Below are 25,946 nucleotides of genomic sequence, written 5' to 3'. Positions count from 1 at the left end.
AGTTGCATGGTTGGAGGGTGATTTGTTGTCGCGGTGTTGGTTGGGCAACAGTTCAATAGCCTGTGGCTGTTCAGCCCTCATCGCTGGCACGCCAGCTCCCACAGGGATCTCTAGCGCACACACATATGGCGGACATGCCGAAACCTGACGGAGCTGGCTTGCCAGCGATCGGGCCTTATGGGTCGCCGCAACAACTGGAAATGAGTAACATGTCAGCCCTTCCCGCAGCCCGTCTGCGCCCTGCCGAATAAGCCGATTCCATGCCTTTCGAACTCAGCGTTGACCTCACCACCCTCGCCATTCTTGCCCTCGTCGCATTCATTGCCGGTTTCATCGACGCCATTGCCGGCGGTGGCGGCCTGCTGACCACACCAGCGCTGCTGACTGCCGGCCTGCCGCCGCACCTGGTGCTGGGCACCAACAAGCTGAGCTCGACCTTCGGTTCGGCCACCGCCAGTTTCACTTTCTACCGGCGCAAGCTATTCCACCCTCGGCAGTGGACGCACGCCATCGTCGGCACACTGGTCGGTGCGCTGACCGGTGCGATCGTCGCCCATTACCTGCCGGCGGAATGGCTGAACAAAATGCTCCCGGTGATCGTGTTTGCCTGCGGCCTGTACCTGTTGTTCGGCGGCACACCGAAAGCGCCGCTGGACAGCGACGCACCGATCAAAAAGAAATGGCAATCAAGCCAGGGTTTCAGCCTCGGCTTCTATGACGGCGTGGCCGGTCCGGGCACAGGTGCATTCTGGACGGTCAGCAGCCTGTTGCTCTACCCGATCGACCTGGTCAAGGCCAGCGGCGTGGCGCGCAGCATGAACTTCGTCAGCAATATTGCGGCGCTGTCGGTGTTCGTGTTTTCCGGGCAAGTGGACTGGATCATCGGCCTGAGCATGGGCCTGTCGGTGATGGTCGGCGCGTTCTTCGGCGCGCGCACCGCAATCAGCGGTGGCGCCAAATTCATCCGTCCGGTGTTCATCACCGTGGTGTTGGGTCTGACCGTGCGCCTAGCCTGGCAGCACTGGTTCAGCGTGGCCTAAGCGCCGCGCCACGTAGACGTCGATCAGGTAACGGGCAATCGATTTGGACGCCGGCAATGGCGGCAAATCGTGCACGTTGAACCACTGGGCGTCTTCGATCTCGTCTTCCTGGCAGACAATCTCGCCACCGGCGTACTCGGCATGGAAGCCGAGCATCATCGAATGCGGAAACGGCCAGCACTGGCTGCCCATGTACTGAATGTTCTTGACCTCGATCTGCACTTCTTCGCGCACTTCACGAATCAGGCAATCCTCGGCCGACTCCCCCGGCTCGGCAAACCCGGCCAGCGTACTGTAGACCCCAGTGACGAAACGCGGTGAGCGCGCCAGCAGGACCTCGTCGCCCCGGGTGACCAGCACGATCATGCTCGGCGAAATGCGCGGGTAATTGCGCAGTTCGCACGGCTGGCAATGCATCGCCCGCTCCCGCGGCACCTGCGTCATGGCCTGCCCGCAATTGCCGCAAAAACGATGCTCCCGCGCCCAGGTGCCGATCTGTGCGGCATAACCCAAGACCTTGTAGACCGTGTGATCGCCATCGAGCATGAACGCCCGCAGACCTTTCCAGTTGCACCCCGGCACCTCGCTGACACTGTGCAACTCCAGCAGGTACACCGGCTCGCCATCGAGATGGCCAATGCCGTGTTCGGCGAGGATCGACAAGTCCTGACGCTTGAGCCATTCCCGCGGGAACAGCGCGCCGTTGTCATCGAACAAAAACCCTTCAGGGCTGCGCGCCACGGCCCAGCCGCCGGGATGATCGGTGTCCAGTACTGCAGTGGTCCAGCGAGATGTCATGGTTTCTCAATCCAGAAATTCGGGTTTCTGTTTGCTCATATGGGCGGCCATGGCCACGCGCAAGTCGGTGGATTGCAACATGGCGGCGTTCCAGGTGGCAACGTATTCAAGGCCATCGTCGATGCGATGGTCGCGCATGTAGCTGATCATTTCCTTGGTGCCTGTGACGGCAATCGGCGACTTGGCTGCAATCTCGCGAGCGATGTCGAACACACCCTCGAGCAACGCGTCCTTGTCGCCATAGACACGATTGACCAACCCTATGTTGCGCGCCTCATCAGCACCAAAGGTGCGACCGGTGTAAGCCAGTTCACGCAGCATGCCGTCTCCGATGATCCGCGGCAACCGTTGCAACGTGCCAACATCGGCGGCCATGCCGATATCGATTTCCTTGATCGAGAACTGCGCGTCTTCGGCAGCGTAACGCATGTCACAGGCAGCGATCAGGTCGATCGCCCCGCCAAGGCAATAGCCCTGAATCGCCGCCAGCACCGGTTTACGGCAGTTGTCGACCGCGTTGAACGAAGCTTGCAAGGCGAGAATCTTGCGGCGTAGCAGGCGCGCATTACGGCCGACGTCCTTGCCCAGTTCATTGGCGACGCCGGCGAGCATCATCAGGTCGATACCGGAGGAAAAATGTTTACCGTTGCCACTGAGCACCACCACGCGCACTTCATCGGTGTCATCGACCCACTGAAAAATCTCGACGATCTCACTCCAGAACGCCGCGTTCATCGAATTGATCTTCTCCGGACGATTGATCTGCACATGAGCGATATTGTCGGCCAGTTCGACGCTGAAGGCGGAGTATTGAGACATGGCAGTGATCCTTTACCGGACAGAAAGAGAGGTCCGAACTATAACAAGGCATCACCGTGGCGGTTCGGCCAAATGCGGGACTGTGGAAACCACGGGGCGAAGCAGGCACTGCGCAAGACTGCATCCTTTTAGCCTTGCCTCTGAAAAACAAAATCAAAAGATCGCAACCCACGGCACACCTAAAGGAAACAAGCACACCCACCGAGCCTGGTCGGCTGCCAGCAGCCGGTCTCCCACAATGACCGAACCAGCCACTAGGCCGAGTGTCAGCTCGCCTGCTCTTGATCTTGATCTTGATCTTCAGGCCCCTTCGGCAGGCTGAGTGGAGGGATTCATCCGGGGGCAGGCGCGCAGCGCCGTTTGGCGAAGCCAAACACATCGAGAGGAGGTGCAGCGAAGCAAACCGGAGGCGATGCGCCCGGATGGATCCCGGAGCGAAGGAACCCCGAGCCCAAGCGAGCGGGCCGAACGCCGGGGCAAGCCCTTTTTTGCTTACTTTTTTGAGGCGTTTGTCAAAAAAGTGATTCGCCGTAAGGGCGAAACCGCCAACCGCCACACCCGAAGCAACGGATATTCACACACCTCCGACCAGAGCATGGTCGGCCCAAAGGCCGCCAAGATCACCGGGCCAACCGCCGAAGCCCAAGCAACATCCCCCCCGCCCCCAACACCATCACCCCAAGAAACAAAGGATAAGAAACCCACCAGGGCGTCCCCGCCGTCATCATGCTGAACTCCGACATCCCGCCAATGCTCGCAACCAGATTCAACGGCAAAAACACCACATTGATCAACGTCAGCTTGCGCAACAGATTATTCATGCTGTTGTTCATCAAATTGCCCCGCGCATCAATCAGCCCGGAAAACACCGTCGAGTAGATTTCCGCCTGCTTGTAGCACTGGTTGTTCTCGATGATCAGATCATCGATCAACCCGATCGCCTCACTGCCGAAATGCTGCTTCTCGGCATGATTGCGCAACCGCGTCAGCACCGCGCCATTACTGTGCAAGGCGTTGATGTAATAAATCAGGCTCTCACTGAGATTGAACATCTGAATCAGATGCTGGTTCTGCATCGAAGCATTGAATTTCTGCTGCAACTCGCGAGCGACCAGTTTGATCACCTTCAAGTGCCCCAAGTAGTGATGAATATTGTTGAACAGCAGATCAAGCAACACATCCAGCGGGGTGTTCAACGGCTGCCGGGAACCGAGGCCATGCAAGGGTGTGTCGTCAGTGGCAATCACCAGCAATTGCCCGGGCGCAAACAGCAGACCGCATGAAGACACCTCAAACGCCAGGCTGCCACCGCCAGAATAGTTCTCCGGCCGCTTCCAGATCAGGAACAGATGATCGGGGTGAAACTCGATCCGCGATACCTCGTCCGGATCCAGCGCCGAGGCCAGCGCGTGCTCGTCGACCTTGAAATGGCTGTGCAGCAAGTCACGTTCGGCGGCGTCCGGGTTGCTGAACAGCATCACCTCGGCGTCCAATCGTTCAACCCGCTGCAAAGCGCCGTGGCTCAACGCAAAACTGTTGATCATCGGCAGGTCACCAGGCCTGGCCGCGACGCTTCAGTTCCAGCCGTCGCACGAACTCTTCCAGTACCAGTGAATACAGATCGTCCTGCAAATACGCGTCTTCGATGCCGGCGTCGAGGTTGGGGTTGTCGTTGACTTCGATCACCACCACCTTGTCGCCGGCCTGTTTCAGATCGACGCCGTAGAGACCGTCGCCAATCAGGTTGGCCGTCTTCACCGCCAGCTCGACCACTGCCCGGGGCGCCTCGTGCACCGCCAGCGTCCGGCACTCGCCGTTGACGTCCTGGCCCTTGGCCTTGTGGTTATAGATCTGCCAGTGGCCCTTGGACATAAAGTACTGGCAGGCGAAGATCGGTTTGCGGTTGAGCACGCCGATACGCCAGTCGTACTCGGTGTAAAAAAACTCCTGGGCCAGCAACAGCACCGAGTGCTCGAACAGTTCGGCGGTGGCTTCGAGCAAGGCCTGCTGGCTCTCGACCTTGATTACACCGCGGGAAAAACAACCATCGGGAATCTTCAGCACCAAGGGAAACCCGAGGCGCTCGCCCACCCGCTCGAAGTCTTCGGGTCGCTCCTTGTAGAGAATTTCGGTGGCGGGCATGCCCAGTTGATGGCTGTTGAGCAAGTCGGTCAGGTAGACCTTGTTGGTGCAGCGCAGAATCGACGTCGGGTCATCCATCACCACCAGCCCTTCGCTTTCAGCCTTTTTCGCGAAGCGGTAAGTGTGGTTGTCGACGCTGGTGGTTTCGCGGATCAGCAAACCGTCGTACTCGGCTAGGCGCGCATAGTCCTTGCGCTCGATCAGTTCGACATCAATGCCCATGGTCTTGCCGACCCGGACGAAATTCTCCAGCGCTTTGGCGTTGGAAGGCGGCAAGGCTTCTTGCGGATCGTGCAAGATCGCCAGGTCATACCGCGCCACTTGCGGAGAACGCGGAACACGCCAGATTTTACGGCTGAAGCCATCCAGCGCATTGGCGAACTGATCTTCCTGATCATCACGCAACTTATGCAGCGCGCCGGACTTTATACCTTCGATGTGCCAGCCGTTAGTTCGACCGAACTCCACTAACAGGATCGGACACGGAAACACTTCAAACAACTGCCGGGCCAAATCCTGCAGCGGCTCGATATGCGTCCGGCCGAAATACAGGGTCAGGGTAAAGCCTTCGGTATCGCTGTAGAGATGATGACTGAGGGCTTTTTCGAGGGTTTTATCCAGGTCGTCCAGTGCCAGCCCGTACAGCGATTTTCGGGTCAGTTCACTGATCGTGCGTACTGACGGAATCACCTTGTGCCCACGGGCTTCGGCCAACAGCGAGCAGTAATAGCCGTGGCCCAGGTACTTGTAACTGCGGCACAGATTGATCACCTGCACCCGCTTGCCCGGTTCGGCTTCGCGGGTCTGTTCCAGATATTCCTGGGCGGTGACGATGCCTTCGCTGGGAAAATACGAGGCCCAGTCTTCCTTGCGTTCGACAATGATCAGCACTTGACTGGAAGTTCTCGCCGTTGAATTTAAATAAGTTGCCGCCGGCAAACTTTGCTCGGATACTTCGCGCCAATGACCCTGTACCGCTGACATAGAGATTGATCCGTTGGAGAACAAGACCATTTCTATTAAGCACGAAGTTTTTCGAAAGTCCCGTTTCGTTACGCAACTTTTACGGTGGTCATATGAGTGCTGTTTTTCGTCTGGCGGTAGTTGAAGATTTGCCGGCGCTGCTGGCATTGGAAATGCAATGTTTCACCACGGACCGGCTCACGGCGCGCAGTTTTCAGTGGATGATTACTCGCGCCCATGGCCAGTTGCTCGTGGCGGAGCGCGAAGGCCAATTGCTCGGTTACGCCTTGGTCCTGTTTCATCGCGGCACGTCGCTGGCGCGGTTGTACTCCATCGCGATCGCCAGCGAGGCGCGCGGCGGCGGATGGGGCAAGCAACTGCTGCAACGCATCGAAGCCATCGCCCTGGAACACGATTGCGCCTACCTGCGTCTTGAGGTGCGGATCGACAACCCCGCCGCCATTGCCCTGTACGAACGTAACGGCTACCGGCGCTTTGCCCTGATACACGATTACTACGAAGACCATGCCGACGCCTTGCGCCTGGAAAAACGCATTCTTCAGCATCGCGACTCACGCAACATAAAGGTGCCCTACTACCCGCAAACCACTGAATTCACCTGCGGCCCGGCCTGCCTGTTGATGGCCATGGGCGCGTTGCAATCGCAGCGCTTGCTGGAGCGACGCGAAGAATTGCAGCTCTGGCGTGAAGCAACCACAGTGTTCATGACCTCCGGGCACGGTGGCTGCAGCCCGCAAGGTCTGGCGCTGGCCGCGTGGAGCCGCGGCTTTCGCGTGCGCTTGCAAGTCAGCCTGGCAGGTCCCCTGTTTCTCGACGGCGTGCGCGATGCGCATAAAAAAGACGTCATGCGCCTGGTCCATGAGGAATTCACCGCGCAGCTGGCCGAGACCGATGTCGAGTGTCTGATCGGTACACCGCTGGATCTACCCCGCTTGCTGGATACGGGCGGGCAGCCTCTGGTGTTGATCAGCAGTTACCGGCTGACCCGCTCCAAGTCGCCGCACTGGGTGGTGGTGACCGACTGCGACGAGGATTTCGTTTACCTGCATGACCCCGATGTCGATCACAGCCAGCATCGGCAGCCCATGGACTGCCAGCATGTACCGGTCAGTCATGGCGAGTTCGAGAAGATGTGCCGGTTTGGCCGGGGCAAGTTGCGGGCGGCGGTGGTGTTGTATACCCGCGAGCAATGAGCAGGATTGCTTTTGTGGCGAGGGGATTTATCCTCGTTGGGTCGCGTAGCGGCCCCCTGTGAGAAGCAGGTGACTGCTGCGCAGTCCAACGGGGATAAATCCCCTGGCCACAGTTAGGTGGATTGCCTTCTTGGGAGGTGTTACTTCAGGCCGAGTTTGTAGAGCGATCCATTCTCTTCATCCGTCAGCACATACAAGTAACCATCCGGCCCTTGGCGCACATCGCGAATCCGCTGTTTCAGCTCGCCCAGCAACCGCTCCTCATGCACCACCTTGTCGCCATCGAACTGCAGGCGAATCAGCTCCTGAGTCGCCAGCGCGCCGATAAACGCGTTGTGTTGCCACGGTTTGAAGCGGTCACCGTCATAGAACGTCATGCCGCTGACGCCCGGCGACTTTTCCCAGACATGATGCGGCGCGACCGTGCCTTCAGCGGTTTCACCCTGCGCTTCGGGAATCGGTTGCATCGAGTAGTTGATGCCGTGGGTCGCCAACGGCCAACCGTAGTTTTTCCCGCGTTCGATGATATTCACCTCATCGCCACCCCGAGGCCCGTGCTCGTTTTCCCACAGGGTACCCGTCCATGGGTTGAGTGCCGCGCCCTGCGGGTTACGAATGCCATAGGCCCAGATCTCCGGGCGCACGCCGGACTGCCCCACGAATGGATTGTCGTCCGGCACTCTGCCGTCGGGATAGAGACGTACGATCTTGCCCTGCAATTTGTCGAGGTCCTGTGCGGTCGGCCGATCGTTGTTCTCGCCCAGGGTGATAAACAGATAACCGTCGCGATCGAACACCAGACGCGAGCCGAAATGATTGCCCACCGACAACTTCGGCTCCTGACGAAAGATCACCTTGAAGTCCTTGAGGCTCTTCAGGTCCTCCGACAAGCGCCCGCGCCCGACCGCCGTCCCGGCCTTGCCCCCTTCAGCACCGCCCTCGGCGTAGGACAGATACACAAGCCGGTCGGCCTTGAAGTCCGGCGACAACACGACATCGAGCAAACCGCCCTGCCCCTTGGCCCAGACTTCCGGGACCCCGTCGATCGGCGCGGACAGCTTGCCGTCGGCCGCGACGACCCGCAGGTTGCCCGGCCGCTCAGTCACCAGCACGCCTTGCCGATCAGGCAAAAAGGCCAGCGCCCAGGGATGCTCCAGCCCTTGGGCCAGAGTGGTGACTTCAAGACTGCCCTGTTCGCTTTGCAGCGCCTTGGGGGCGGCGGCATGTACCGGGACGCTGATCAGCGCGCCGGCGCACAGGCTGGCTAAAAGGGTTTTACGCAACATGCACGATTCCTTTTGTCATTTGAAAGGCTGACAGAACGCGGTCCTGCCGTTCAACGGTTGCTGCCGGTATCCCGCGAGGGCGGGTTGGGAATGAACGTGGGTGGCGTGGCCGGCACTGAGCGAATCGGTTGGCCGTTGCCGATACCGCGGTTCTCTACGGTGGGCTGACGCGGTGTCGGTACGGTGTTCGGCCCGCGCACGGGCGGCGTGCTGGGCTGGGTGCCCTGCATGCTGTTGGGGTTGGCCCGGCGAATCGGGCTGTTATAGGGATTGTTGCTGTTGCCGGCAGGACTTTGCGCAAGCAGCAACGGCGCGGATGGCCTCGGGGCTTCAGCGTGGGCCAGGCCGGCACTGAGAGCCAAGGCAACGATGCCAAGCAGAAAGCGGTTCATGAAGCAGCCTCTCGATGCGCAGGGAATGGGCTGGGGTTGCAGCGTTCGAGTCCACGCTACGCTCAGGGTTCGGATTTGTTAACCCGTCCGCTTTAAACAACATGTAACACGACTTGACTGCTGCGCCTGCTGAAGCGCAGTCAGCGGAAACTTTCGTGGCGCGCTTAAGGTCACCTGATCATCACTTGGAGAACACACCATGGCTCGGGCAATCTGGAAAGGCGCGATCAGTTTCGGTCTGGTTCACATCCCGGTCGCGCTGGTGTCGGCGACCGCCTCGCAAGGCGTCGACTTTGACTGGCTCGACAGCCGCAGCATGGACCCGGTGGGCTATAAACGGGTGAACAAGGTGACCGGCAAAGAGGTCACCAAAGACCATATCGTCAAGGGCGTGGCTTACGAAAAAGGTCGGTATGTGGTGCTCAGCGAGGAGGAAATTCGCTCGGCGCACCCGGTGTCCACCCAGACCATTGATATTTTCTCGTTTGTCGAGGCTGATCAGATTCCCCTGCAAAACATCGATACGCCCTACTACCTGGCACCGGACAAACGGGGCGGCAAGGTCTACGCGCTGCTGCGTGAAACCCTGAGCAAGACCAACAAAGTCGCCCTCGCTCGGGTGGTGCTGCATACGCGCCAGTATCTGGCCGCGCTGATGCCGCTGGAGTCGGCACTGGTGTTGGTGAAGTTACGCTGGCCGCAGGAAGTCCGCGGGCTCGACGAGCTGGATCTGGGCAGCGAAGTGACCAAGCCGCAACTGGCCAAGGGCGAACTGGACATGGCCAGGCGCCTGGTTGAAGACATGAGCGCAGACTGGAAACCCGAAGACTACAAGGACGAATTCGAAGCCAAGATCATGGCGCTGGTCGAGAAGAAAGCCCATGAAGGCAAGATCGAGGATGTCGAGACTGTGGGTGGCGAAGAGGAGCGCAAAACGGCGGATGTTATCGACTTGACCGAGCTGCTCAAACGCAGTCTGGGTGGGAAAACAACGGCAAAACCCAAGGAAAAATCAGCGAAGCCGGCCAAGGCGGCCCAGGCGAAAAAGACCAAGAAGGCTTCTTGATCACTTGCGCCAACGGTCAGGGCTCCTTCGCGGGCAGGCCCGCTCCCACAGGTTCTGGCGGTGTGAATGAGTTCTGTGCATCACACCAGCCACTGTCGAAGCGGGCTTGCCCGCGAAGGCGGCTCCACAGGCGCCGCGGTCTTCAGATCAGGATGAAGATCGCCAGCAAGCCAGCGAAAATCGCCCATTTCTCCAGGTAATACCGCATGCGGTTGCGTTTTTTCAGCTCTTTGCCGCGCAGGCGAATCTTGTAGATTCTGGTAAACAGGCGGTTGATGCCGCCGGTTTTGTCGCCGGCATCATTCGGGGCGCCCGCCGCCGACATTACCGTGCGGCTGAACCACCGGTTGAACGCCGCCGCCCAGCGGTACTTCATCGGGCGCTCGATGTCGCAGAACAGGATGATGCGGTTCTTGTCCGTGGCGTTTTCGGCGTAATGGATGAACGTCTCATCGAACACCACCGCCTCACCGTCGCGCCAGTGGTAGTTCTCACCGTCAACGTTGATGTAGCAACCGGCGTCATTGGGCGTATCAAGGCCCAGGTGATAGCGGTAAGAACCGGCATAGGGGTCGCGGTGCCGTACCAGTTTCGACCCCGGCGGCAGTTCGGCGAACATCGCCGCCTTGATCGAGCCGATGCTTTGCACCAGTTCCGTGGTGCGCGGGCACAGCTTCATCGCCGATGGATGACTTTCGCCGTACCACTTCAGGTAGAAACGCTTCCAGCCGCTTTTGAAGAACGAGTTGAAACCGACGTCATCGTACTGGTTGGAGCGCTTGATCTCGCCGGCACGCAACAGATTCTGGCCTTCTTCGCGGATCTCCTGCCAATGCGCCTGCAACGGGCTGAGATCAGGAAACTCCGCCGGATTCAGGTAAGGCTTGCTGGGGATCTTCGAGAACAAATAAAGGAAGCAGTTGATCGGTGCGAGGAAGGTCGAGTGATCGCTCAGTTGCCGACCCAGTTTGTGACGCACACGCCCCCGCAGGTGAACGTATGCAATGGAAATGACATAAATAGCAGCAATGATGAGTTTCACGGAAATCGTCACACGTCAGAAGTGAACAAACTGCGCACCTGGCGGCTCGGGGCCGGGCGTCTTATGCAGTGGTCTGGAAACAGATGGCACGTCCTTGAGCCGACGCCGGAGTGGGCGCCGGGCGAATGGACGGCATTTTAGCCATACTTTGTAACCGATGGTGAACCTCATCTGTGAAAAACTGTCCGCTGAATCAGCCAAACAGCAGCCGCGGCATCATCGCCCTATCGTTTAAAGAGCCAGACCAGTACAATCGCCGCCAAACTTTACGCGCCCCCCTTGGTTGATGACGGGACTGTCCCGCTTCAGCGCACTTCGACTCGGGCCCAGCGCTCCGGCCGCACCCTCGCAATTTAAGAATGCTTCGCAGGAAAAACTCTTGATTTCTACAGCTAACATCACGATGCAGTTCGGCGCCAAGCCGCTCTTCGAAAACGTTTCGGTCAAATTTGGCGCGGGCAACCGCTACGGCCTGATCGGCGCCAACGGTTGCGGCAAGTCGACCTTCATGAAAATCCTCGGCGGCGACCTTGATCCGTCCGGCGGCCAGGTCATGCTCGAGCCGAACGTGCGTCTGGGTAAGTTGCGCCAGGACCAGTTCGCGTACGAAGAATTCACCGTGATCGACACCGTGATCATGGGTCACGAAGAGCTGTGGAAGGTCAAGGCAGAACGCGACCGTATCTACTCGCTGGCGGAAATGTCTGAAGAAGACGGTATGGCCGTGGCCGAGCTGGAAACCGAGTTCGCCGAAATGGACGGCTACACCGCCGAATCCCGTGCTGGCGAGCTGCTGCTGGGTCTGGGCATTCCACTGGAACAGCATTTCGGCCCGATGAGCGAAGTCTCGCCAGGCTGGAAACTGCGTGTATTGCTGGCTCAGGCCCTGTTCTCCGATCCCGAAGTGCTGTTGCTCGACGAACCGACCAACCACCTGGACATCAACACCATTCGCTGGCTGGAAAACATCCTGACCCAGCGTAACAGCCTGATGATCATCATCTCTCACGACCGTCACTTCCTGAACAGCGTGTGCACGCACATGGCTGACCTGGATTACGGCGAGCTGCGCCTGTTCCCGGGCAACTACGACGAGTACATGACCGTGGCGACCCAGTCCCGCGAGCAACTGCTGTCGGACAACGCCAAGAAGAAAGCACAGATTTCCGAGCTGCAATCGTTCGTCAGCCGCTTCTCGGCCAACGCCTCGAAAGCCAAACAGGCCACTTCCCGCGCCAAGGCGATCGACAAGATCCAACTGGCCGAGGTCAAGCCTTCCAGCCGCGTGAGCCCGTTCATCCGTTTCGAGCAGAACAAAAAGCTGCACCGCCAAGCGGTCATGGTCGAAAAGATGGCCAAAGGTTTCGACGGCAAGCCACTGTTCAAGGACTTCAGCTTCCAGGTTGAAGCCGGCGAGCGCGTAGCGATCATCGGTCCGAACGGTATCGGCAAGACCACCCTGCTGCGCACCCTGGTCAATGAACTGACCCCGGATGCCGGTAGCGTCAAGTGGACCGACGCCGCGGAACTGGGCTACTACGCTCAGGACCACGCGCACGACTTCGAAGACGACGTGACCCTGTTCGACTGGATGGGTCAGTGGACTCAGGGCGAGCAGATGATTCGCGGTACTTTGGGCCGCATGCTGTTCTCCAACGACGAGATCCTCAAATCGGTCAAGGTGATTTCCGGTGGTGAGCAAGGTCGCATGCTCTTCGGCAAGCTGATCCTGCAAAAGCCGAACGTGCTGATCATGGACGAACCGACCAACCACCTGGACATGGAATCGATCGAGGCGCTGAACCTGGCGCTGGAAAACTACCCGGGCACGCTGATCTTCGTCAGCCACGACCGTGAGTTCGTATCGTCCCTGGCCACGCGCATCATCGAGCTGAGCCCGAATGGCGTGACTGACTTCAGCGGCACTTACGATGACTACCTGCGTAGTCAGGGTGTGGTGCTCTAAGAGCAGCTGCCAGCGTTAAGCCGCGAGCCTCAAGCAAAAGCCCTGTCCATGTGACGGGGCTTTTTGCATTCCAGAGCCAGTAGTTATGCGAGTACCGACACAATCGCGAGCAGGCTATCAGCAACAATCGGGATAGCCAGGAAAAATAGTTAGCCTGCTTCCTTTTGTTCCAGCGCCAAGCCATCATGCCGACTATCCCACCGCCGCCCGCGAACGAGTCCTCATGTCTGCGCAGCAACTGCCCCCGCAGAGCACCATGGCGATCACCCTGCAGATCGTCTCCATCGTGTTCTATACCTTTATCGCTTTCCTCTGCATCGGCCTGCCGATCGCGGTGTTGCCCGGTTACGTCCATGAACAGTTGGGGTTCAGCGCCATTGTTGCGGGACTGGTGATCGGCTCACAGTACCTGGCCACCCTGCTCAGCCGGCCAATGGCCGGACGCATGTCTGACACCATCGGCACCAAACGCGCGATTGTTTATGGCTTGTCGGGGATTGCGCTCAGTGGCTTGTTGACGCTGATCTCGTCGTTGCTGCAAGACTATCCGCTGCCGAGCCTGCTGATTTTGATTGTCGGACGCCTATTGCTCGGGGTCGCGCAGGGCTTGATCGGGGTCGGCACCATCAGTTGGTGCATGGGCCAGCTCGGTGCCGAGCACACCGCAAGGTCTATCGGCTGGAACGGCATTGCCTCCTACGGCGCGATTGCGATTGGCGCGCCGCTGGGCGTGGTCATGGTCGCCGATTACGGTTTTTCCAGCCTCGGCATCGCGCTGTCAGTACTGGCCGCGGGCGCTCTGGTGCTGATCCGCAATAAACCCTCAGTGCCGGTGGTGCGCGGCGAACGGCTGCCTTTTTGGGCGGTGTTCGGGCGCATTGCACCGTTTGGCGCCAGTTTGAGTCTGGCGTCTATCGGTTACGGCACGCTGACTACCTTCATCACTCTGTATTACCTCAATCGGGGCTGGAGCGGCGCGGCGTATTGCCTGACGGTGTTTGGCGTATGTTTCATCGTGTCGCGGCTGCTGTTTATTTCGGCAATCAGCCGTTTTGGCGGATTCAATTCGGCGATTGCCTGCATGACCATCGAAACCGTTGGCCTGGTGCTGTTGTGGCTGGCCCCGTCCACCGCGTTCGCGCTGATCGGGGCGGGCCTGGCGGGTTTTGGCTTGTCGCTGGTGTACCCGGCACTGGGTGTTGAGGCGATCAAGCAAGTGCCCAACTCCAGCCGGGGTTCGGGGTTGGGCGCGTACGCGGTGTTCTTCGATCTGGCGCTGGCGATTGCCGGGCCGCTGATGGGCGCGGTGGCGCTGAATTTGGGGTATTCGTGGATTTTCTTCAGTGCAGCGCTACTGTCGGTGACCGGGCTGGGGTTGACCTTGCTGCTCAAGCGCCGGGCGATGTCTTGACTGGACAGCCCCTGCAGGAATGAGCCTGCAAAGGACCAGGATCATTGATCCGCCGTTTGCATCCCCGCCCGGCTCGGCTTGCCCAGCGTGCGCGAGAAGAATTGCCCGGCTTCGGAGATCAGATTGCGGTGAATGTCTTCGCGATCCACGCCGTCGGCGTCGGTGCACAGCGCCGGCATGGCGCGGATCTGCTCTTCGTTGCACGGCGCCATGAACACGAAGTGCCCTGCCCCCGCGAGCAGTTTGAAGTCCGGGGCGGTCGGCAGTTTGCGTGCCAGGGCGGCGGCGTTTTTGTCGAAAGCCACCAGTTTGTCGCCATCACCGCTATACAGCAGCACCGGCACATGTACGTCCGCCAGGGTGTGGCGACCGAACTTCAGACTCAGTGGCGCCATCAGCAGCAGCGCATGCACGCGCGAATCGGCCACTGGCTGCAAGTCATCGCGATCGACGATCAGCTCGCCCTGAGTGTTGCAGGCATCGCGGTCGTCGGGGCGTTCCAGGCAGTAACGGCGCAGACGATCGAGATCCGGTTGCGCGCCAGAGAGGATCAACGCGGTCTCGCCGCCGGCCGAATAACCAATCACGCCGACCTGATCGGCATTCACAAATGGCGAAAGCATCGGGTCGCCGAGGGTGGCGGTGATCGCTTCGGAAATCTGGATCGGCCGCCCGTAGAGATTGCTCAACGTGCCGAGTCGGCTGTGGTCTTTGGAGTTGTCGCCGGGATGAATCACCGCGACCACGACAAAACCCTTGCGAGCCAGCGAGGTGGCCAGGTCATGCAGCGCGATGGGGGTGCCGGTGTTGCCGTGGGACAGCATCAACATCGGGAAGCGGCCAATGGCGACCTTGGTGTCTTCGCCAGCCTCGACCTTGTAGCCTTCAAGCAGGCTGGTGTGCTCACGATCGCTGGAAGGATAGAAAGCGATGGCGCGCATCGGTTGCAGGTCCAGCGGATCGAGGAATGTCATCGCGTGGTAACCGACACTCCACACGGGGTGTCGCCCGGGCGCGGCATGCACTGAACCGAGGCTGCCAAGCAGGCAAATCAGTAACGTTGCACAAAGACGCATCATGGGATGGCCCACCCTGTGTTACTCAAGCGAAAGATCCTTTATGTTCCGACACGCCCGAAACCCTGAGGCTCGGTGATCCGGCGCGGCGTTGCACGCAGACGTTGATCGTTTGATTGCATAACCCGGGCCAGATTATGCAACAGTCAGAAACAAAAAACTCTGTACCTAGCCCTTGCGGAACCAGAATACAGAGTTTTTTGGGCCTTGCCTGAACATCAGCTGTTCTTTACGCAAGCCTTACGCGGCGGCAAACAGTTGCTCGCTGATCTTCGCTTGAGCGGCGGTCATGGCGTTGTTGCGCACTTCCTCACCATACGCCAGGCCTTCGGCGCGGACGATTTCGATATCGGTGATGCCGAGGAAGCCCAGCACCAGCTTCAGATACTCTTCGTGGGCGATGCCACTGGCCTGGCCAGCATGAATGCCGCCGGAGGTGGAAACGATCACCACTTTCTTGCCACCGCACAGGCCTTCAGGGCCGGCTTCGGTGTAACGGAAGGTCTGGCCGGCGACGGCAACGCGGTCGATCCAGGCCTTGAGCTGGGTCGGCACGGTGAAGTTGTACATCGGTGCCGCGATCACTACGGCGTCAGCGGCGATGAACTCGGCCAGGGTCGAGGCGCTCAGTTCGGCTTCGTGCTGTTGTGCGGCGTTGCGCAGTTCTGCTGTCGTCCCGGCGGCAACCAGGGTGGTCGACGAGAAGTGGCTGATGGCGTCAGCGGCGAGGTCACGGTAAGTCACCACAGCAGTTGGCTCGGCGGCTTGCCAGGCTTTGACGACTTGGCTGCTCAACTGACGGGAAGCCGAGTTGTCGCCCAGAATGCTCGAATCGATATGCAGCAGTTTCATGTGGAATCTCCTGGAATGAATCGCCGGTGGCGACGGAATGGAGACAATCCTACGGAAGAAACCAATAGATGATTAGCCGCCGGTAATGCGATAGTTCGTCCCACTGATAGAACAGTTGGATATCACCATGCAAGATCTCAACGATCTCTACTATTTCGCCAAGGTGGTCGAAGCCGGTGGCTTTGCGGCGGCCGGCCGTTTGTTGGGCATTCCCAAGTCGCGCCTGTCGCGACGCATTGCCGAACTGGAAGAACGCCTCGGCGCACGTTTGCTGCAACGCACCACGCGCCAGTTGAACCTCACCGCGGTTGGCGAACGCTATCTGCGCCACTGCCAGGCCATGTTACTGGAAGCGGAAATGGCCGATGAAGCCGTCGCCAGCATGTCCAGCGAACCGCGTGGGCGCCTGCGGGTGTCCTGCCCGACCGGTCTGGCGCGGGAAATGTTGCCGTGGGTGATCAGCGATTTTCTTGGCAAATTTCCCCAGGTGCAGCTGGAAGTGGTCCTGCTGAACCGGCGGGTGGACCTCGTGGCCGAGGGCTTCGATGTCGCGCTACGAGTACGCGAATCGGGTGACGAAGACCCGCTGCTGGTCACCCGGCGCCTGCGCCAGGCGCAGACAGTCGTGGTGGCGAGCCCGGCGTTCGCCGAGCGGCAGTCGATCAGCCATCCGCAGGATTTGAAGAACCTGCCGGTGCTCGGCGCACTGGAAGCCGATCGCCTGGTCCATGTGCGCCTGCTCGACCAGCACGGCAAAAGTTTCGAGTTGAATATGGAGGCACGGCTGGGTATCGACGACTTTATAGTGCGCAAGGCCTGCGTGCTGGCCGGCCAGGGTTTCACCCTACTGCCGATGATGTACTGCGAAGAGGAACTGCAGAACGGCTCGCTGGTGCAACTGCTGCCCGAATGGTCGTTGCCCGGCGGCTGGCTGCAAGCGGTGTACCCGCATCGGCGCGGGGTGATGCCGGCGGTGCGCGCGTGGATCGACCACCTGGTCGAATCGTTCAATGCCTGTGGGGAGCGGTTGTTATGAGCAAGGGAAAGATGAGCGAAGCCGACGTGGCAGCGTTCTGCCTGGCGTTGCCGGGCGCTCGAGAGGATTACAAATGGGGCGGCGTGCGGGTGTTCTCGATTGCCGGTAACAAGATGTTCGCCTTGCAGGGTTTGCGCGGCGATTCGCTGGCATTCAAGGTCGACAAGGATCTGTTCCTCGGCCATTGCGACCGCCCGGGCATTCACCCGGCGCCGTATCTGGCGCGGGCGCAGTGGATCATCATGCACCCGCCCTACCCGCTGGGTGCGGAGGAACTGCAGGGATTGCTGATGCGTTCACATCAACTGGTGGTGAGTAAGTTGCCCAAGAAAACCCGAATCGGATTATTGCTTTGACGCCAGTCCTGTAGAGGATTGGCTGAATTCTCAGAACAATGAAAGCAGGTTCGCGCCGAGGAACAACTGGTCGATCCAGAACACCTGGTGCAATGCCACAATCACCCAGAACAGAATCTGAAACGACACTTTGCGCGTCTTGTGCCGGAACACTTGCTGGGCAATCAACGCGCCCGGCCAGCCGCCGGCCAGTTCCACGGCGTGGAGAATGTTTTCCGGCGTGCGCCATGCATCGGCGCGTGCCTTGCGCTTGTCCGCCCAATACATGAAGAACGCCAGCACACTGACCACACCATAGGCGGTCAGTGGCACCAGCGAGATCCCGCGCAGCCACATCGACAGCGAACCGAACAGCGGCAACGCGCAGACGATCGCCAAAACCAGCAGTTTCAGCTTCAGGTTCTGAATACTGCCGCCTGACGGACGACCCTCCGGGCGACGTGCGCGAGAGTCACTCATGGTTTGGCGGCCGACCAGTCCACCCAGCCGAACTGCCAGGTCGCCAGAATCACCAGACCGAAGACAATCCGGTACCAGGCAAACGCCGCATAGCTGTGGCTGGCGATGAATTTGAGCAAGCCGCGCACGGCGATCATGGCGAAAACAAACGCCGTGACGAAGCCGATGGCGAACACCGGAACGTCCGCCGGCACAAACAGATGACGGTACTTGTAGCCCGAGTAAACGGCGGCACCGACCATGGTCGGCATGGCCAGAAAGAACGAAAACTCGGTCGCGGTCTTGCGCGACAGGCCGAACAACAGCCCGCCAATGATGGTCGAGCCAGAACGCGACGTACCGGGAATCATTGCCAGGCACTGGGCGAAGCCGACTTTCAACGCGTCTTTCCAGGTAATTTCGTCGACCGTTTCGGCATGCACTTCATGTTGACGCTTTTCCGCCCACAACATGATGAGGCCACCGATCACCAGCGCCGTCGCAACGGTGATCGGGTTAAACAGGTATTCGTGGATCAGGTCGGCAAACACCACCCCGAGCACGACGGCCGGCAGGAAGGCGATCAGCAGATTGGCGGTAAAGCGCCGTGCACTCGGTTGGGTCGGCAAACCGATGACCACGTCGGCAATCTTGCGCCGGAACTCCCAGACCACCGCGAGAATCGCACCGAGCTGGATAATGATGTTGAACGCCATGGCCCGTTCGCCGCCGAACTCGAGCAAGTCGGCAACAATGATCTGGTGTCCGGTACTGGAAATGGGCAAAAACTCCGTAAGCCCTTCTACAACGCCTAGTATCAGTGCCTGCAAGGCCGTCCAAAGATCCATCAATCCCCCAAAGAGCGATGCACGTGGGCATGCTCCGATAGTATTTTTCTAGCGTTCACTGCGATCAGCGTAGCTGCAAATGGCTGTACCGATTCCGCACGCACAGGATCCACACGAAACGGTCAAAATTCCGTGAAATATCAATTTGGATTCAGGTTTTCACGCGCGGGGCCGAAATCCTAACAGACAAGCCTTAATAGCGCTGCCGCGTTATACGACTTGGGTCGCGTATGCCCGCTCACAAAATCGTGGTTGGATGCTGGCGGTCGTTTATTACAAGAAAAAGAACCCGGAGTGACAGCGTTATGAACAGCTTGCGCAGTGTGTCGATCAGCCGACGCTTGTGGCTCATCTTGATTGTGGCGGTGGTCATGTTGCTGACCTTGGGCGTGTTGATGCTCAAGCAGATCCACGACGACCTGTATCACGCCAAAGCCCTGAAAACCCAACACGTGGTGCAGACCGCCAGTGGCCTGCTGAGCTATTACCATGACCTTGAAACGGCCGGCACCCTGAGCAAAGAGGCCGCGCAGAAGCAGGCGCTCACCGCCATCCGTGGCTTGCGCTACGACCAGAGCGATTACTTCTGGATTAACGACCTCACGCCCGTGATGGTCATGCACCCGACCAACCCGAAACTCGAAGGCCAGAACCTCTCGGCGATCCGCGATCCGGACGGCTTTGCGGTGTTCAACGAGATGGTCGCCATCGCCCGATCCAAAGGCGCCGGCATGGTCAATTACCGCTGGCCGAAACCCGGTGCGAGCGAGCCGGTGGCCAAGACCTCCTACGTCAAACTGTTCGAACCGTGGGGTTGGGTGCTCGGCTCCGGGGTTTACGTTGACGACGTTCAGGCGGAATTCCAGGGTCAGGTGATCAAAGCTACGGTCATCGGCCTGGTGATCGCCGTGATCATGGCGCTGCTGGTGATCCTTATCGCGCGCAGCATCGTTCGTCCGCTGCAGGAAACCGTGAACGCCATGGCCAACATCGCCAGTGGCGAAAGCGATCTGACCCGTAGCCTCGATACTCACGGCAAGGATGAAGTCACTGAGCTGGCGCATCACTTCAACGCGTTCACCGCCAAACTGCGCCGAGTGATCGGCGACTTGCAGGTGTCGGCCAGTGCCCTTGGCCAGTCGTCCAGCGAGCTGGGCAACGATGCCACGCAGGCGCAGCAACGTAGCCAGCAGCAGTCGCAGCAGATGGAACTGGTAGCCACCGCGATCAACGAAGTGACCTACGGCGTGCAGGATGTGGCGAAAAACGCCGAGCATGCCGCTGCCGAAATGCGTGACGCCGAAGCACAGGCGCAACAGGGCCAGATCAACATCGACGGCAGTTTGCAGCAGATCGACCGGCTATCCGGCACCATCGACCAGGCCGTGGAGGTGATTCGCACCCTCGCCGCCGAGAGTACGCAAATCGGTAGCGTGCTGGAGGTGATTCGCTCGATTGCCGAACAGACCAACCTCCTCGCCCTCAACGCCGCCATCGAAGCGGCGCGGGCCGGCGAGCAAGGTCGCGGCTTTGCCGTGGTGGCCGATGAAGTGCGCCTGCTGGCTCAGCGCACGCAGAAGTCGACCGCAGAGATCCAGTCGATGATCGAGCGCTTGCAGAATCATTCCGAGGCAGCGGTCAAGGTCATCGGCGACAGCAGCAAGGCGTCGCAGCTGACCATTGAGCAGGCCGGACTGGCCGGGGCAAGTCTGAATGCCATCGGCCAGGCCTTGCGCAATCTCAATGGCCTGAATGCCTCGATCGCCAGCGCCACCCTGCAACAGGCGCACGTGGTCGAGGACATCAATCAGAACGTGACTCAGGCGGCCGGGTTATCCCACAGCACGGCGCTGGCGGCGGAACAGTCGAGCGTGGCCAGTGTGAGGCTGGGGCAGTTGAGTGAACAACTGAACCAGTTGCTGCGCCAGTTCCGCGTCTGACCTCAATCACAATGAGGGCGTCAGCCTGTTAGCCATCAGCTCTGTCAGACACCCATTCAGTGTCTGACAGACCACCATCGCCATCGCCAGCAGCTTGGTTCACACAGATCTTCGTGGGGCGACGTTTAATCCGCCAACAGCGTTTTTGGGTACAATCCGCCCCCTCCTCAATTCCTCCAAGGAACCCACATGTCCGGGCTTGAACTGTTTGCCGCCGCCCTCGGCGTGATCGCCGTCTGGCTGACGGTCAAACAGAATCCATGGTGCTGGCCGATCGGGTTGGTCATGGTGCTGCTGTACAGCTGGATCTTCTATGACGTGAAGCTGTACTCGGACATGTTGCTGCAAGTGATCTACGCCGCGCTGCAAGTCTACGGCTGGTGGCAATGGACCCGGGCCGGAACGATGCACGATGGCCGCGAAGTGACACGTCTTGATCGACGTTCGCTGCTGATCGGCCTGAGCATCGGCGCCGTCGGCAGCGGGCTGCTTGGCGCCGCCATGGCCCACTGGACCGACGCTGCACAGCCGTGGCTCGACGCAGCGCTCACCGGTTTCAGCCTGGTGGCGCAACTGTGGATGGCGCAGAAACGTCTGCAATGCTGGGTGTTGTGGTTTGTGCTCGACGTGATTTTCGTCGGCCTCTTTCTTTATAAAGGCCTGTACCTCACGGCGGCCCTCTACGGGTTGTTCACGCTGATTGCGGTTCAGGGCTTTCGCGAATGGCGCGCCGACCCGGCGTTGCGCCCATGAAAGTGGTGGTGCTGACCGGCCCCGAATCCACCGGCAAGAGCTGGCTGGCAGCGGGCCTTCAACAACAGTTCGGCGGCGTGCGGGTGGACGAATATGTACGCTGGTTCATCGAGCAGAATCCGCGTGACACCCGCTTGAGCGATATTCCCCAGATCGCTCGGGGCCAGTTGCAATGGGAAGATCAGGCGCGGGCGCAACGCCCCTCGCTGCTGATTCTCGACACCCACCTGCTGAGCAATATCCTCTGGAGCCAGACGTTGTTCGGCGATTGCCCGGACTGGCTGGAACCGGAGCTGCTGGCCCGGCATTACGATCTGCACCTGTTGTTGTCCCCGGAACACATCGACTGGACCGATGACGGCCAGCGCTGTCAGCCGGATCTGCGGCAGCGCCTGGCGTTTTACCAGGCCACGCACAACTGGCTGAAAACCCATCATCAGCGCTATCAGGTGATTCAAGGCGATTGGGCCGGGCGTCAGGCCCAGGCCTTTGCTGCGGTGGCGGATCTACTGGCTGCCTGACCCGGCTTAACGCTGGTCTTTCCCCTGCTGGTTCTCCCTGTTTTGAGGGCAAAGTGTCCGTTCCTGAAACACTCGCCCGAGTGCAAAGTGGCCGTTTCAGCGGCATTCTTCGCTTTGTCACACGAGTTGTTACACCAGTGAAACACCTCCGCGCAAACCCTTGTTCCAGAGCTTTATGGCGCCAACAGACGACCTCACAGCCGGGTGGCTGTATCAGCGTTGAAACAGGTTATGTGTCATTAGCGCACACCTTTCTCACAAACCGTTGAATTTAAACAATAATTCAAAAGCGGCACAGCTTTCGCTCTCTCCTTCCCAACGCTGACAAGAGCCAGCCCACTGAAGAAGGAATTGCCGCCGTGGGGAACTTCAATAAAGGCCTGACCTGCCTTCTGCTGATTGGATCGGCAGCCAGCACATTCATCAGTTTCAACGTTCAGGCCGAAGGCAATGGCGTGATCGTTCTCAACCGCGACGTCCAGCCCATTCCCATCGGGCGCAGCGGCGGCAAAGACCCCTATCCAACCACGGTCAATGCCAACCCTTCCAGTCGAATCAATCAGGCGATGACCAGCACCGAACTCAATGACGGTGACTTTGCCGGTGTCGCCAGCGGCAGTTCGATTCGCAGCAACGTGATCACGCCGAACTCGAACATGCCCGGCATGAACGTACTGACCAACCCCAACGGCCTGCCAGGCATGAGTGCCGGACACGGCGGCGGTGGCGGCGGCGCGATTTCCAACACGATCAATCGCTCGTTGAGCAGCGGTCTGGCACCACTGACCCGCATGGCTGGAGGCCAATGAGATGAATCGTTCCCTTCTGCTGCTTGCCCTTTTCAGCTGTGCCGGTGCAATGGCCGCTGATCCCGCTTCAGTGAACAACGCCGACATTCAGGACACCGGTATCCAGTACCGCGGCAACTTCAACGTTAACCAGGCCGCCGGCGACCAGATGCAACAGACCAACACCAAGGCGATCGCCATCGGCACTAATGCCAGCGCTACGACCATCATCAGACAAACACTCGATACACCTGCCAACCCGTCGATGAACGCCAGCACCACCATTGGCGGCAACTCTTTCAGCAATGGTAACGGGATCCTGGGTGTGAACCAGGGTGCCGGTGCCAACAACCAGATGGCCAACGTGACACGCGTCAGCATCAGTGCTGCCCCGCAGAGCGTTGACGACAGTGCCCTTTCACAACAGAACGTGGCGCTTTTACCGAGCTCAGGAGCAACTGGCACCTCATCCGGCAGTCGCCAGGTCACGACAAGTGATCAGGCCTTCACCGGCAGCCGAGGGGTAATCCAGGTGAACCAGAGTGCCGGGGTGGGGAACCGAATGGCTAACACCCTGAGCATCCGGGTCGCAGACTGACCCAAACAACAAAAGCAGTGCAATTAGAAAGTACCAACACTTAACCAACTAATAAGCACGATGGAGAAACACCATGAAACCTACAATGGCTCTCAAACCACTGGTTTTCGCACTTGCAGCAGTGATGGCAATCGCAGCACAGGCAGGCGGTCGTAATGACGATCATGGTAACGGGCACGGCAATGGTCATGGCAACCATGAACCAAAAGGCCCTACCCTGGAACAACTTCTGCAAATCACCGCCGGTGCCGGCGCTGCAGTGCTCGATGCACAAAACAGCGATGGCAACGTGGTGAAAAACCAGGGCACTGAAAACGACGCGAGTGCTGACAACTCGCTGAACAACTCCAACGGCAACATGGGCGCCAACGTTGCAGCCGGCGATGGCAACCAACAAGACAACGCCGCTGCCCTGGCCACCGCCGACGAAAGCTTCATCTTCGGTACTGCTGTTGCTGCCTCGAGTGCCACTCAAGTCAACAACAACAACTATGTGAAAAACTCGTCGACCATCAACACCGCTACACTTAACAACGCTGGCAACAACGGTTCCGGGAACATCGGCATCAACGTGACTTCCGGCAACTTCAACCAACAGAAAAACAACCTGGCAATCGCCGTATCGGGTGGTCGTGTAGCTACTGCCGCTGCTGCTGCCAACCAGTCCTCCACTGGCCTGGTCGTAGACAACAAAGGCGTGCAGACCTACAAAAAAGACACCCTTACCGGTACTTTCGCAGCCGCTGGCGTGTTCAAGGCCAAAGGCACTGCGACCATCGAAGACGATGACAACCACGGTGGTTATGGAAACCGTGGCGGCGGCCACGGCGGCAACGATGACCAGAAAGCCAAGTTCGAAGCTGTGGGCACCTTTGGCCTCGCTGGCGTCACTACTCAGCAAGTGCTGACCAAAGATGGCTGGAAAAACCCTGTGACCAACACCGCAACCATGACCGGTTCGATGAACAACTTCTCCGGCAACGGCGGAGCCAACGTCTCGGCAGGTGTGGGCAACCAACAAAGCAACTCGCTGTCCATCGCTGCAGGTTGCAAAGCCTGCATGTAATCGCGATCGAAACGAAAGCCCCGGAAACGGGGCTTTTCCTCAGTCCGCAAAGGCGTATCGATCATGCGTAAAACTGCCCTTTTCGCTCTGCTTTGTGTCTGTGGCCTGACTCAGGCCGGTCAGATTCCCGTGGCTGCCCTGCCGGGTGGCACGCTGATCTACAAGGACGTGCAAAGCATTCGTGAGCGCAAGTTTGCCGACATTGTCGAACAGAAAACCGATTTCAGCTGCGGCGCTGCCGCACTGGCAACGGTGTTACGCCAGGCCTATTGGCTCGACGTCGATGAGGAGCACATCATCAAAGGCATGCTGGTCAACGCAGACCAGGACCTTGTTCGTACTCAAGGGTTTTCCATGCTCGACATGAAGCGCTACATAGAAAGCATCGGCATGCGCGCCAGGGGCTACAAGATCCCACCGGAGAAGCTTGAAGCGGTAACCATCCCGGTGGTGGTACTGTTGGAAATTCGCGGCTACAAGCATTTCGTCGTACTGCAGCGCTCGGACAAGGATTGGGTTTACATCGGAGACCCGGTTCTCGGCCATAAACGCTACAAACATGATGACTTTGTCAAAGGGTGGAACGGCATCGTTTTCGCCATCGTCGGTCCCGGATATGACAAGGCCAACGCCTTGCGTAGCCCTCCTGTACCGCTGACGGCCAAGAACAAGCTGGATGGCTTCAACCCGGTCAAAGATGCTGAATTGATGGACTTCGGGTTCATACAGAGCGACTTCTTTTAATCGCCGATTATAAAGAATGGGGCTGGATGTCCCGGGAGCAGCAAATGAAAACCTCATACTGGCTGGCCGCCGCCTGCCTGGCAGCGAGCGCGTCAGGCTATGCCAATGCAGGATTCAAACCTATCGAGATACAGGACAAAGAGCTGTCCGAATTACGTGGTCGTTACGTCATGCCGGGGCGGATTATCAGCTTCGGCATTGTCATGAGCAGTACCTGGCGCAACGCCAGTGGCGATCTGATCGGGGCTTCGACCTCGATGCAACTTCAAGCTGCAACGGTAAAACCTGAATTCTATGTGCAAACGATCAAGGAGCACGGCAACGGCAGCACCCTCGCGACGGGTACCGGCACGATCTCCGGTGGCGCCGGCCTCAACAGCAGCCAGGGCGTGACCCAGAGCGTACGCGCCGCCGGCGACGGCAACACTGCCAACAACAATGTCGCCATCAATGTAAAAGAAGCCAGCACCCCTCCACCACTGGCGCCCGCACAAGGCCAGGCCCTGATGGCCGGGCAGACCATCGGTGCCAGCAACGCCGCCGGCAGCGTCGCCGTTTCGGCCTCCGGCAGTGGCGTGCAGATGGCGATCCAGGCCTCGGGAAACCAGGGCACGGCGCTGCAACAAGTCGCTCAGGGTGGCCTGCTGCAGAACACGCGCTTGCTGGGCAGTGCCAACGTGGTCAACAACATGACTCAACTCAACGTCGTCCTGAACAATAACGGTATGAGCGCCGGTGCGCTGGACTGCAACCTGACTCAACTCAGGGCACTACGCACTATCGGATATTGA

The 25,946-nt window shown here is 59.2% G+C and carries 26 protein-coding genes; 15 read left to right on the top strand and 11 right to left on the bottom strand.

Features of this window, described 5'->3' with window-relative positions; all coding sequences use genetic code 11:
- Positions 1-260 precede the first annotated feature (260 nt).
- Entirely contained in the window at positions 261-1,040 is a 780-nt protein-coding gene (locus tag K5Y35_RS21360; RefSeq protein WP_123468912.1) for a TSUP family transporter, read from the top strand.
- On the opposite strand, the gene nudC is transcribed toward K5Y35_RS21360, so the two are convergent.
- The 4 genes from nudC to K5Y35_RS21340 form a co-directional block, all read right to left on the bottom strand.
- Positions 1,008-1,838, bottom strand: a complete 831-nt coding sequence (gene nudC / locus K5Y35_RS21355; protein WP_123468914.1) for an NAD(+) diphosphatase — start codon at positions 1,836-1,838, stop codon at positions 1,008-1,010. The two genes, K5Y35_RS21360 and nudC, sit on opposite strands and share 33 nt — an antisense overlap.
- A gap of 6 nt (positions 1,839-1,844) precedes the next feature.
- On the bottom strand, positions 1,845-2,657 hold the full coding sequence (locus K5Y35_RS21350) for a crotonase/enoyl-CoA hydratase family protein (protein ID WP_222832854.1): 813 nt from the start codon (positions 2,655-2,657) through the stop codon (positions 1,845-1,847).
- Positions 2,658-3,277: 620 nt separating this feature from the next.
- The gene (locus tag K5Y35_RS21345; protein ID WP_123468920.1) at positions 3,278-4,201 is read right to left on the bottom strand and encodes a magnesium transporter CorA family protein; all 924 of its coding nucleotides are present in this window, start codon (positions 4,199-4,201) and stop codon (positions 3,278-3,280) included.
- 7 nt (positions 4,202-4,208) lie between these two features.
- The gene (locus K5Y35_RS21340) at positions 4,209-5,783 is read right to left on the bottom strand and encodes a RimK family protein (protein ID WP_123468922.1); all 1,575 of its coding nucleotides are present in this window, start codon (positions 5,781-5,783) and stop codon (positions 4,209-4,211) included.
- 92 nt (positions 5,784-5,875) lie between these two features.
- Here K5Y35_RS21340 and K5Y35_RS21335 point away from each other — a divergent pair, with 92 nt between their 5' ends.
- On the top strand, positions 5,876-6,976 hold the full coding sequence (locus K5Y35_RS21335; RefSeq protein ID WP_222832853.1) for a GNAT family N-acetyltransferase/peptidase C39 family protein: 1,101 nt from the start codon (positions 5,876-5,878) through the stop codon (positions 6,974-6,976).
- Positions 6,977-7,116: 140 nt separating this feature from the next.
- On the opposite strand, the gene K5Y35_RS21330 is transcribed toward K5Y35_RS21335, so the two are convergent.
- Together K5Y35_RS21330 and K5Y35_RS21325 are read right to left on the bottom strand one after the other, a co-directional pair.
- Positions 7,117-8,262, bottom strand: coding sequence for a PQQ-dependent sugar dehydrogenase (locus K5Y35_RS21330; protein ID WP_123468926.1), 1,146 nt, complete (start codon positions 8,260-8,262; stop codon positions 7,117-7,119).
- Positions 8,263-8,312: 50 nt separating this feature from the next.
- Positions 8,313-8,654, bottom strand: coding sequence for a hypothetical protein (locus K5Y35_RS21325; protein WP_186746932.1), 342 nt, complete (start codon positions 8,652-8,654; stop codon positions 8,313-8,315).
- A 199-nt stretch (positions 8,655-8,853) separates the two neighbouring features.
- Here K5Y35_RS21325 and K5Y35_RS21320 point away from each other — a divergent pair, with 199 nt between their 5' ends.
- A complete protein-coding gene (locus tag K5Y35_RS21320) occupies positions 8,854-9,720 on the top strand; it encodes a Ku protein (RefSeq protein WP_222832852.1) in 867 nt (288 codons plus the stop codon).
- Between the two features lie 142 nt (positions 9,721-9,862).
- Here the strand turns inward: K5Y35_RS21320 and lpxO are convergent, their stop codons facing one another.
- Positions 9,863-10,762 carry a lipid A hydroxylase LpxO gene (lpxO, locus tag K5Y35_RS21315; protein WP_123469190.1) on the bottom strand — a complete coding sequence of 300 codons (900 nt, stop codon included), beginning with the start codon at positions 10,760-10,762 and terminating at the stop codon, positions 9,863-9,865.
- Between the two features lie 379 nt (positions 10,763-11,141).
- On the opposite strand from lpxO, the gene K5Y35_RS21310 reads away from it, so the two are divergent.
- Positions 11,142-12,728 (top strand): ABC-F family ATPase, encoded by a 1,587-nt coding sequence (locus tag K5Y35_RS21310; protein ID WP_123468932.1) that lies wholly within the window; start codon positions 11,142-11,144, stop codon positions 12,726-12,728.
- Positions 12,729-12,951: 223 nt separating this feature from the next.
- Complete coding sequence (locus K5Y35_RS21305; protein WP_222832851.1) at positions 12,952-14,139, top strand: MFS transporter; 1,188 nt, start codon at positions 12,952-12,954, stop codon at positions 14,137-14,139.
- A 41-nt stretch (positions 14,140-14,180) separates the two neighbouring features.
- Here the strand turns inward: K5Y35_RS21305 and K5Y35_RS21300 are convergent, their stop codons facing one another.
- Complete coding sequence (locus tag K5Y35_RS21300) at positions 14,181-15,218, bottom strand: alpha/beta hydrolase family protein (RefSeq protein WP_222832850.1); 1,038 nt, start codon at positions 15,216-15,218, stop codon at positions 14,181-14,183.
- A gap of 237 nt (positions 15,219-15,455) precedes the next feature.
- Complete coding sequence (locus K5Y35_RS21295; RefSeq protein ID WP_123468939.1) at positions 15,456-16,067, bottom strand: FMN-dependent NADH-azoreductase; 612 nt, start codon at positions 16,065-16,067, stop codon at positions 15,456-15,458.
- A 127-nt stretch (positions 16,068-16,194) separates the two neighbouring features.
- Here K5Y35_RS21295 and K5Y35_RS21290 point away from each other — a divergent pair, with 127 nt between their 5' ends.
- Both K5Y35_RS21290 and K5Y35_RS21285 read left to right on the top strand, forming a co-directional pair.
- Complete coding sequence (locus K5Y35_RS21290) at positions 16,195-17,103, top strand: LysR substrate-binding domain-containing protein (RefSeq protein WP_123468941.1); 909 nt, start codon at positions 16,195-16,197, stop codon at positions 17,101-17,103.
- Positions 17,100-17,459 carry an MmcQ/YjbR family DNA-binding protein gene (locus K5Y35_RS21285; protein ID WP_123468943.1) on the top strand — a complete coding sequence of 120 codons (360 nt, stop codon included), beginning with the start codon at positions 17,100-17,102 and terminating at the stop codon, positions 17,457-17,459. Before K5Y35_RS21290 ends, K5Y35_RS21285 begins: the two co-directional genes overlap by 4 nt.
- A 30-nt stretch (positions 17,460-17,489) precedes the next feature.
- Here the strand turns inward: K5Y35_RS21285 and K5Y35_RS21280 are convergent, their stop codons facing one another.
- Positions 17,490-17,918, bottom strand: a complete 429-nt coding sequence (locus K5Y35_RS21280) for a DUF1294 domain-containing protein (RefSeq protein ID WP_123468945.1) — start codon at positions 17,916-17,918, stop codon at positions 17,490-17,492.
- On the bottom strand, positions 17,915-18,745 hold the full coding sequence (locus tag K5Y35_RS21275; protein ID WP_123468947.1) for an undecaprenyl-diphosphate phosphatase: 831 nt from the start codon (positions 18,743-18,745) through the stop codon (positions 17,915-17,917). The genes K5Y35_RS21280 and K5Y35_RS21275 overlap by 4 nt, the downstream gene beginning before the upstream one ends.
- Before the next feature lie 305 nt (positions 18,746-19,050).
- Between K5Y35_RS21275 and K5Y35_RS21270 the strand changes: the two genes are divergently transcribed.
- The 8 genes from K5Y35_RS21270 (at position 19,051) to K5Y35_RS21235 (ending at position 25,946) form a co-directional block, all read left to right on the top strand.
- Entirely contained in the window at positions 19,051-20,685 is a 1,635-nt protein-coding gene (locus K5Y35_RS21270; protein WP_222832849.1) for a methyl-accepting chemotaxis protein, read from the top strand.
- 189 nt (positions 20,686-20,874) lie between these two features.
- Positions 20,875-21,438: a nicotinamide riboside transporter PnuC gene (gene pnuC, locus K5Y35_RS21265; RefSeq protein WP_123468951.1), complete on the top strand. Its 564-nt coding sequence runs from the start codon at positions 20,875-20,877 to the stop codon at positions 21,436-21,438.
- Positions 21,435-21,959 (top strand): AAA family ATPase, encoded by a 525-nt coding sequence (locus K5Y35_RS21260; protein ID WP_222834485.1) that lies wholly within the window; start codon positions 21,435-21,437, stop codon positions 21,957-21,959. Before pnuC ends, K5Y35_RS21260 begins: the two co-directional genes overlap by 4 nt.
- Positions 21,960-22,318: 359 nt before the next feature.
- Positions 22,319-22,768: a hypothetical protein gene (locus K5Y35_RS21255; RefSeq protein WP_123468955.1), complete on the top strand. Its 450-nt coding sequence runs from the start codon at positions 22,319-22,321 to the stop codon at positions 22,766-22,768.
- A 1-nt stretch (position 22,769) separates the two neighbouring features.
- Entirely contained in the window at positions 22,770-23,345 is a 576-nt protein-coding gene (locus K5Y35_RS21250) for an adhesin (RefSeq protein ID WP_123468957.1), read from the top strand.
- A gap of 73 nt (positions 23,346-23,418) precedes the next feature.
- Positions 23,419-24,411, top strand: coding sequence for a heme utilization protein (locus tag K5Y35_RS21245; protein ID WP_123468959.1), 993 nt, complete (start codon positions 23,419-23,421; stop codon positions 24,409-24,411).
- 63 nt (positions 24,412-24,474) lie between these two features.
- Positions 24,475-25,155 (top strand): C39 family peptidase, encoded by a 681-nt coding sequence (locus K5Y35_RS21240; protein ID WP_222832848.1) that lies wholly within the window; start codon positions 24,475-24,477, stop codon positions 25,153-25,155.
- A 44-nt stretch (positions 25,156-25,199) separates the two neighbouring features.
- Complete coding sequence (locus tag K5Y35_RS21235; protein WP_222832847.1) at positions 25,200-25,946, top strand: hypothetical protein; 747 nt, start codon at positions 25,200-25,202, stop codon at positions 25,944-25,946.

Source organism: Pseudomonas sp. SC3(2021), assembly GCF_019856535.1.
GTDB lineage: Bacteria > Pseudomonadota > Gammaproteobacteria > Pseudomonadales > Pseudomonadaceae > Aquipseudomonas > Aquipseudomonas monsensis.
Note: the sequence above shows the minus strand (reverse complement) of the source record. Positions and strands in the feature narration are given on the sequence as shown.

Excerpts from the sequence above, each read along its gene's own strand:
- pnuC (WP_123468951.1), top strand. The coding sequence starts at position 20,875 with ATGTCCGGGCTTGAACTGTTTGCCGCCGCCCTCGGCGTGATCGCCGTC.
- K5Y35_RS21330 (WP_123468926.1), bottom strand. The coding sequence starts at position 8,262 with ATGTTGCGTAAAACCCTTTTAGCCAGCCTGTGCGCCGGCGCGCTGATC.
- K5Y35_RS21280 (WP_123468945.1), bottom strand. The coding sequence starts at position 17,918 with ATGAGTGACTCTCGCGCACGTCGCCCGGAGGGTCGTCCGTCAGGCGGC.
- K5Y35_RS21320 (WP_222832852.1), top strand. The coding sequence starts at position 8,854 with ATGGCTCGGGCAATCTGGAAAGGCGCGATCAGTTTCGGTCTGGTTCAC.
- K5Y35_RS21285 (WP_123468943.1), top strand. The coding sequence starts at position 17,100 with ATGAGCAAGGGAAAGATGAGCGAAGCCGACGTGGCAGCGTTCTGCCTG.
- K5Y35_RS21240 (WP_222832848.1), top strand. The coding sequence starts at position 24,475 with ATGCGTAAAACTGCCCTTTTCGCTCTGCTTTGTGTCTGTGGCCTGACT.
- K5Y35_RS21325 (WP_186746932.1), bottom strand. The coding sequence starts at position 8,654 with ATGAACCGCTTTCTGCTTGGCATCGTTGCCTTGGCTCTCAGTGCCGGC.
- K5Y35_RS21350 (WP_222832854.1), bottom strand. The coding sequence starts at position 2,657 with ATGTCTCAATACTCCGCCTTCAGCGTCGAACTGGCCGACAATATCGCT.
- K5Y35_RS21290 (WP_123468941.1), top strand. The coding sequence starts at position 16,195 with ATGCAAGATCTCAACGATCTCTACTATTTCGCCAAGGTGGTCGAAGCC.
- K5Y35_RS21335 (WP_222832853.1), top strand. The coding sequence starts at position 5,876 with ATGAGTGCTGTTTTTCGTCTGGCGGTAGTTGAAGATTTGCCGGCGCTG.
- K5Y35_RS21235 (WP_222832847.1), top strand. The coding sequence starts at position 25,200 with ATGAAAACCTCATACTGGCTGGCCGCCGCCTGCCTGGCAGCGAGCGCG.
- K5Y35_RS21260 (WP_222834485.1), top strand. The coding sequence starts at position 21,435 with ATGAAAGTGGTGGTGCTGACCGGCCCCGAATCCACCGGCAAGAGCTGG.
- K5Y35_RS21250 (WP_123468957.1), top strand. The coding sequence starts at position 22,770 with ATGAATCGTTCCCTTCTGCTGCTTGCCCTTTTCAGCTGTGCCGGTGCA.
- K5Y35_RS21270 (WP_222832849.1), top strand. The coding sequence starts at position 19,051 with ATGAACAGCTTGCGCAGTGTGTCGATCAGCCGACGCTTGTGGCTCATC.
- K5Y35_RS21300 (WP_222832850.1), bottom strand. The coding sequence starts at position 15,218 with ATGATGCGTCTTTGTGCAACGTTACTGATTTGCCTGCTTGGCAGCCTC.
- nudC (WP_123468914.1), bottom strand. The coding sequence starts at position 1,838 with ATGACATCTCGCTGGACCACTGCAGTACTGGACACCGATCATCCCGGC.
- K5Y35_RS21360 (WP_123468912.1), top strand. The coding sequence starts at position 261 with ATGCCTTTCGAACTCAGCGTTGACCTCACCACCCTCGCCATTCTTGCC.
- K5Y35_RS21295 (WP_123468939.1), bottom strand. The coding sequence starts at position 16,067 with ATGAAACTGCTGCATATCGATTCGAGCATTCTGGGCGACAACTCGGCT.
- K5Y35_RS21340 (WP_123468922.1), bottom strand. The coding sequence starts at position 5,783 with ATGTCAGCGGTACAGGGTCATTGGCGCGAAGTATCCGAGCAAAGTTTG.
- K5Y35_RS21345 (WP_123468920.1), bottom strand. The coding sequence starts at position 4,201 with ATGATCAACAGTTTTGCGTTGAGCCACGGCGCTTTGCAGCGGGTTGAA.
- K5Y35_RS21245 (WP_123468959.1), top strand. The coding sequence starts at position 23,419 with ATGAAACCTACAATGGCTCTCAAACCACTGGTTTTCGCACTTGCAGCA.
- K5Y35_RS21275 (WP_123468947.1), bottom strand. The coding sequence starts at position 18,745 with ATGGATCTTTGGACGGCCTTGCAGGCACTGATACTAGGCGTTGTAGAA.
- K5Y35_RS21305 (WP_222832851.1), top strand. The coding sequence starts at position 12,952 with ATGTCTGCGCAGCAACTGCCCCCGCAGAGCACCATGGCGATCACCCTG.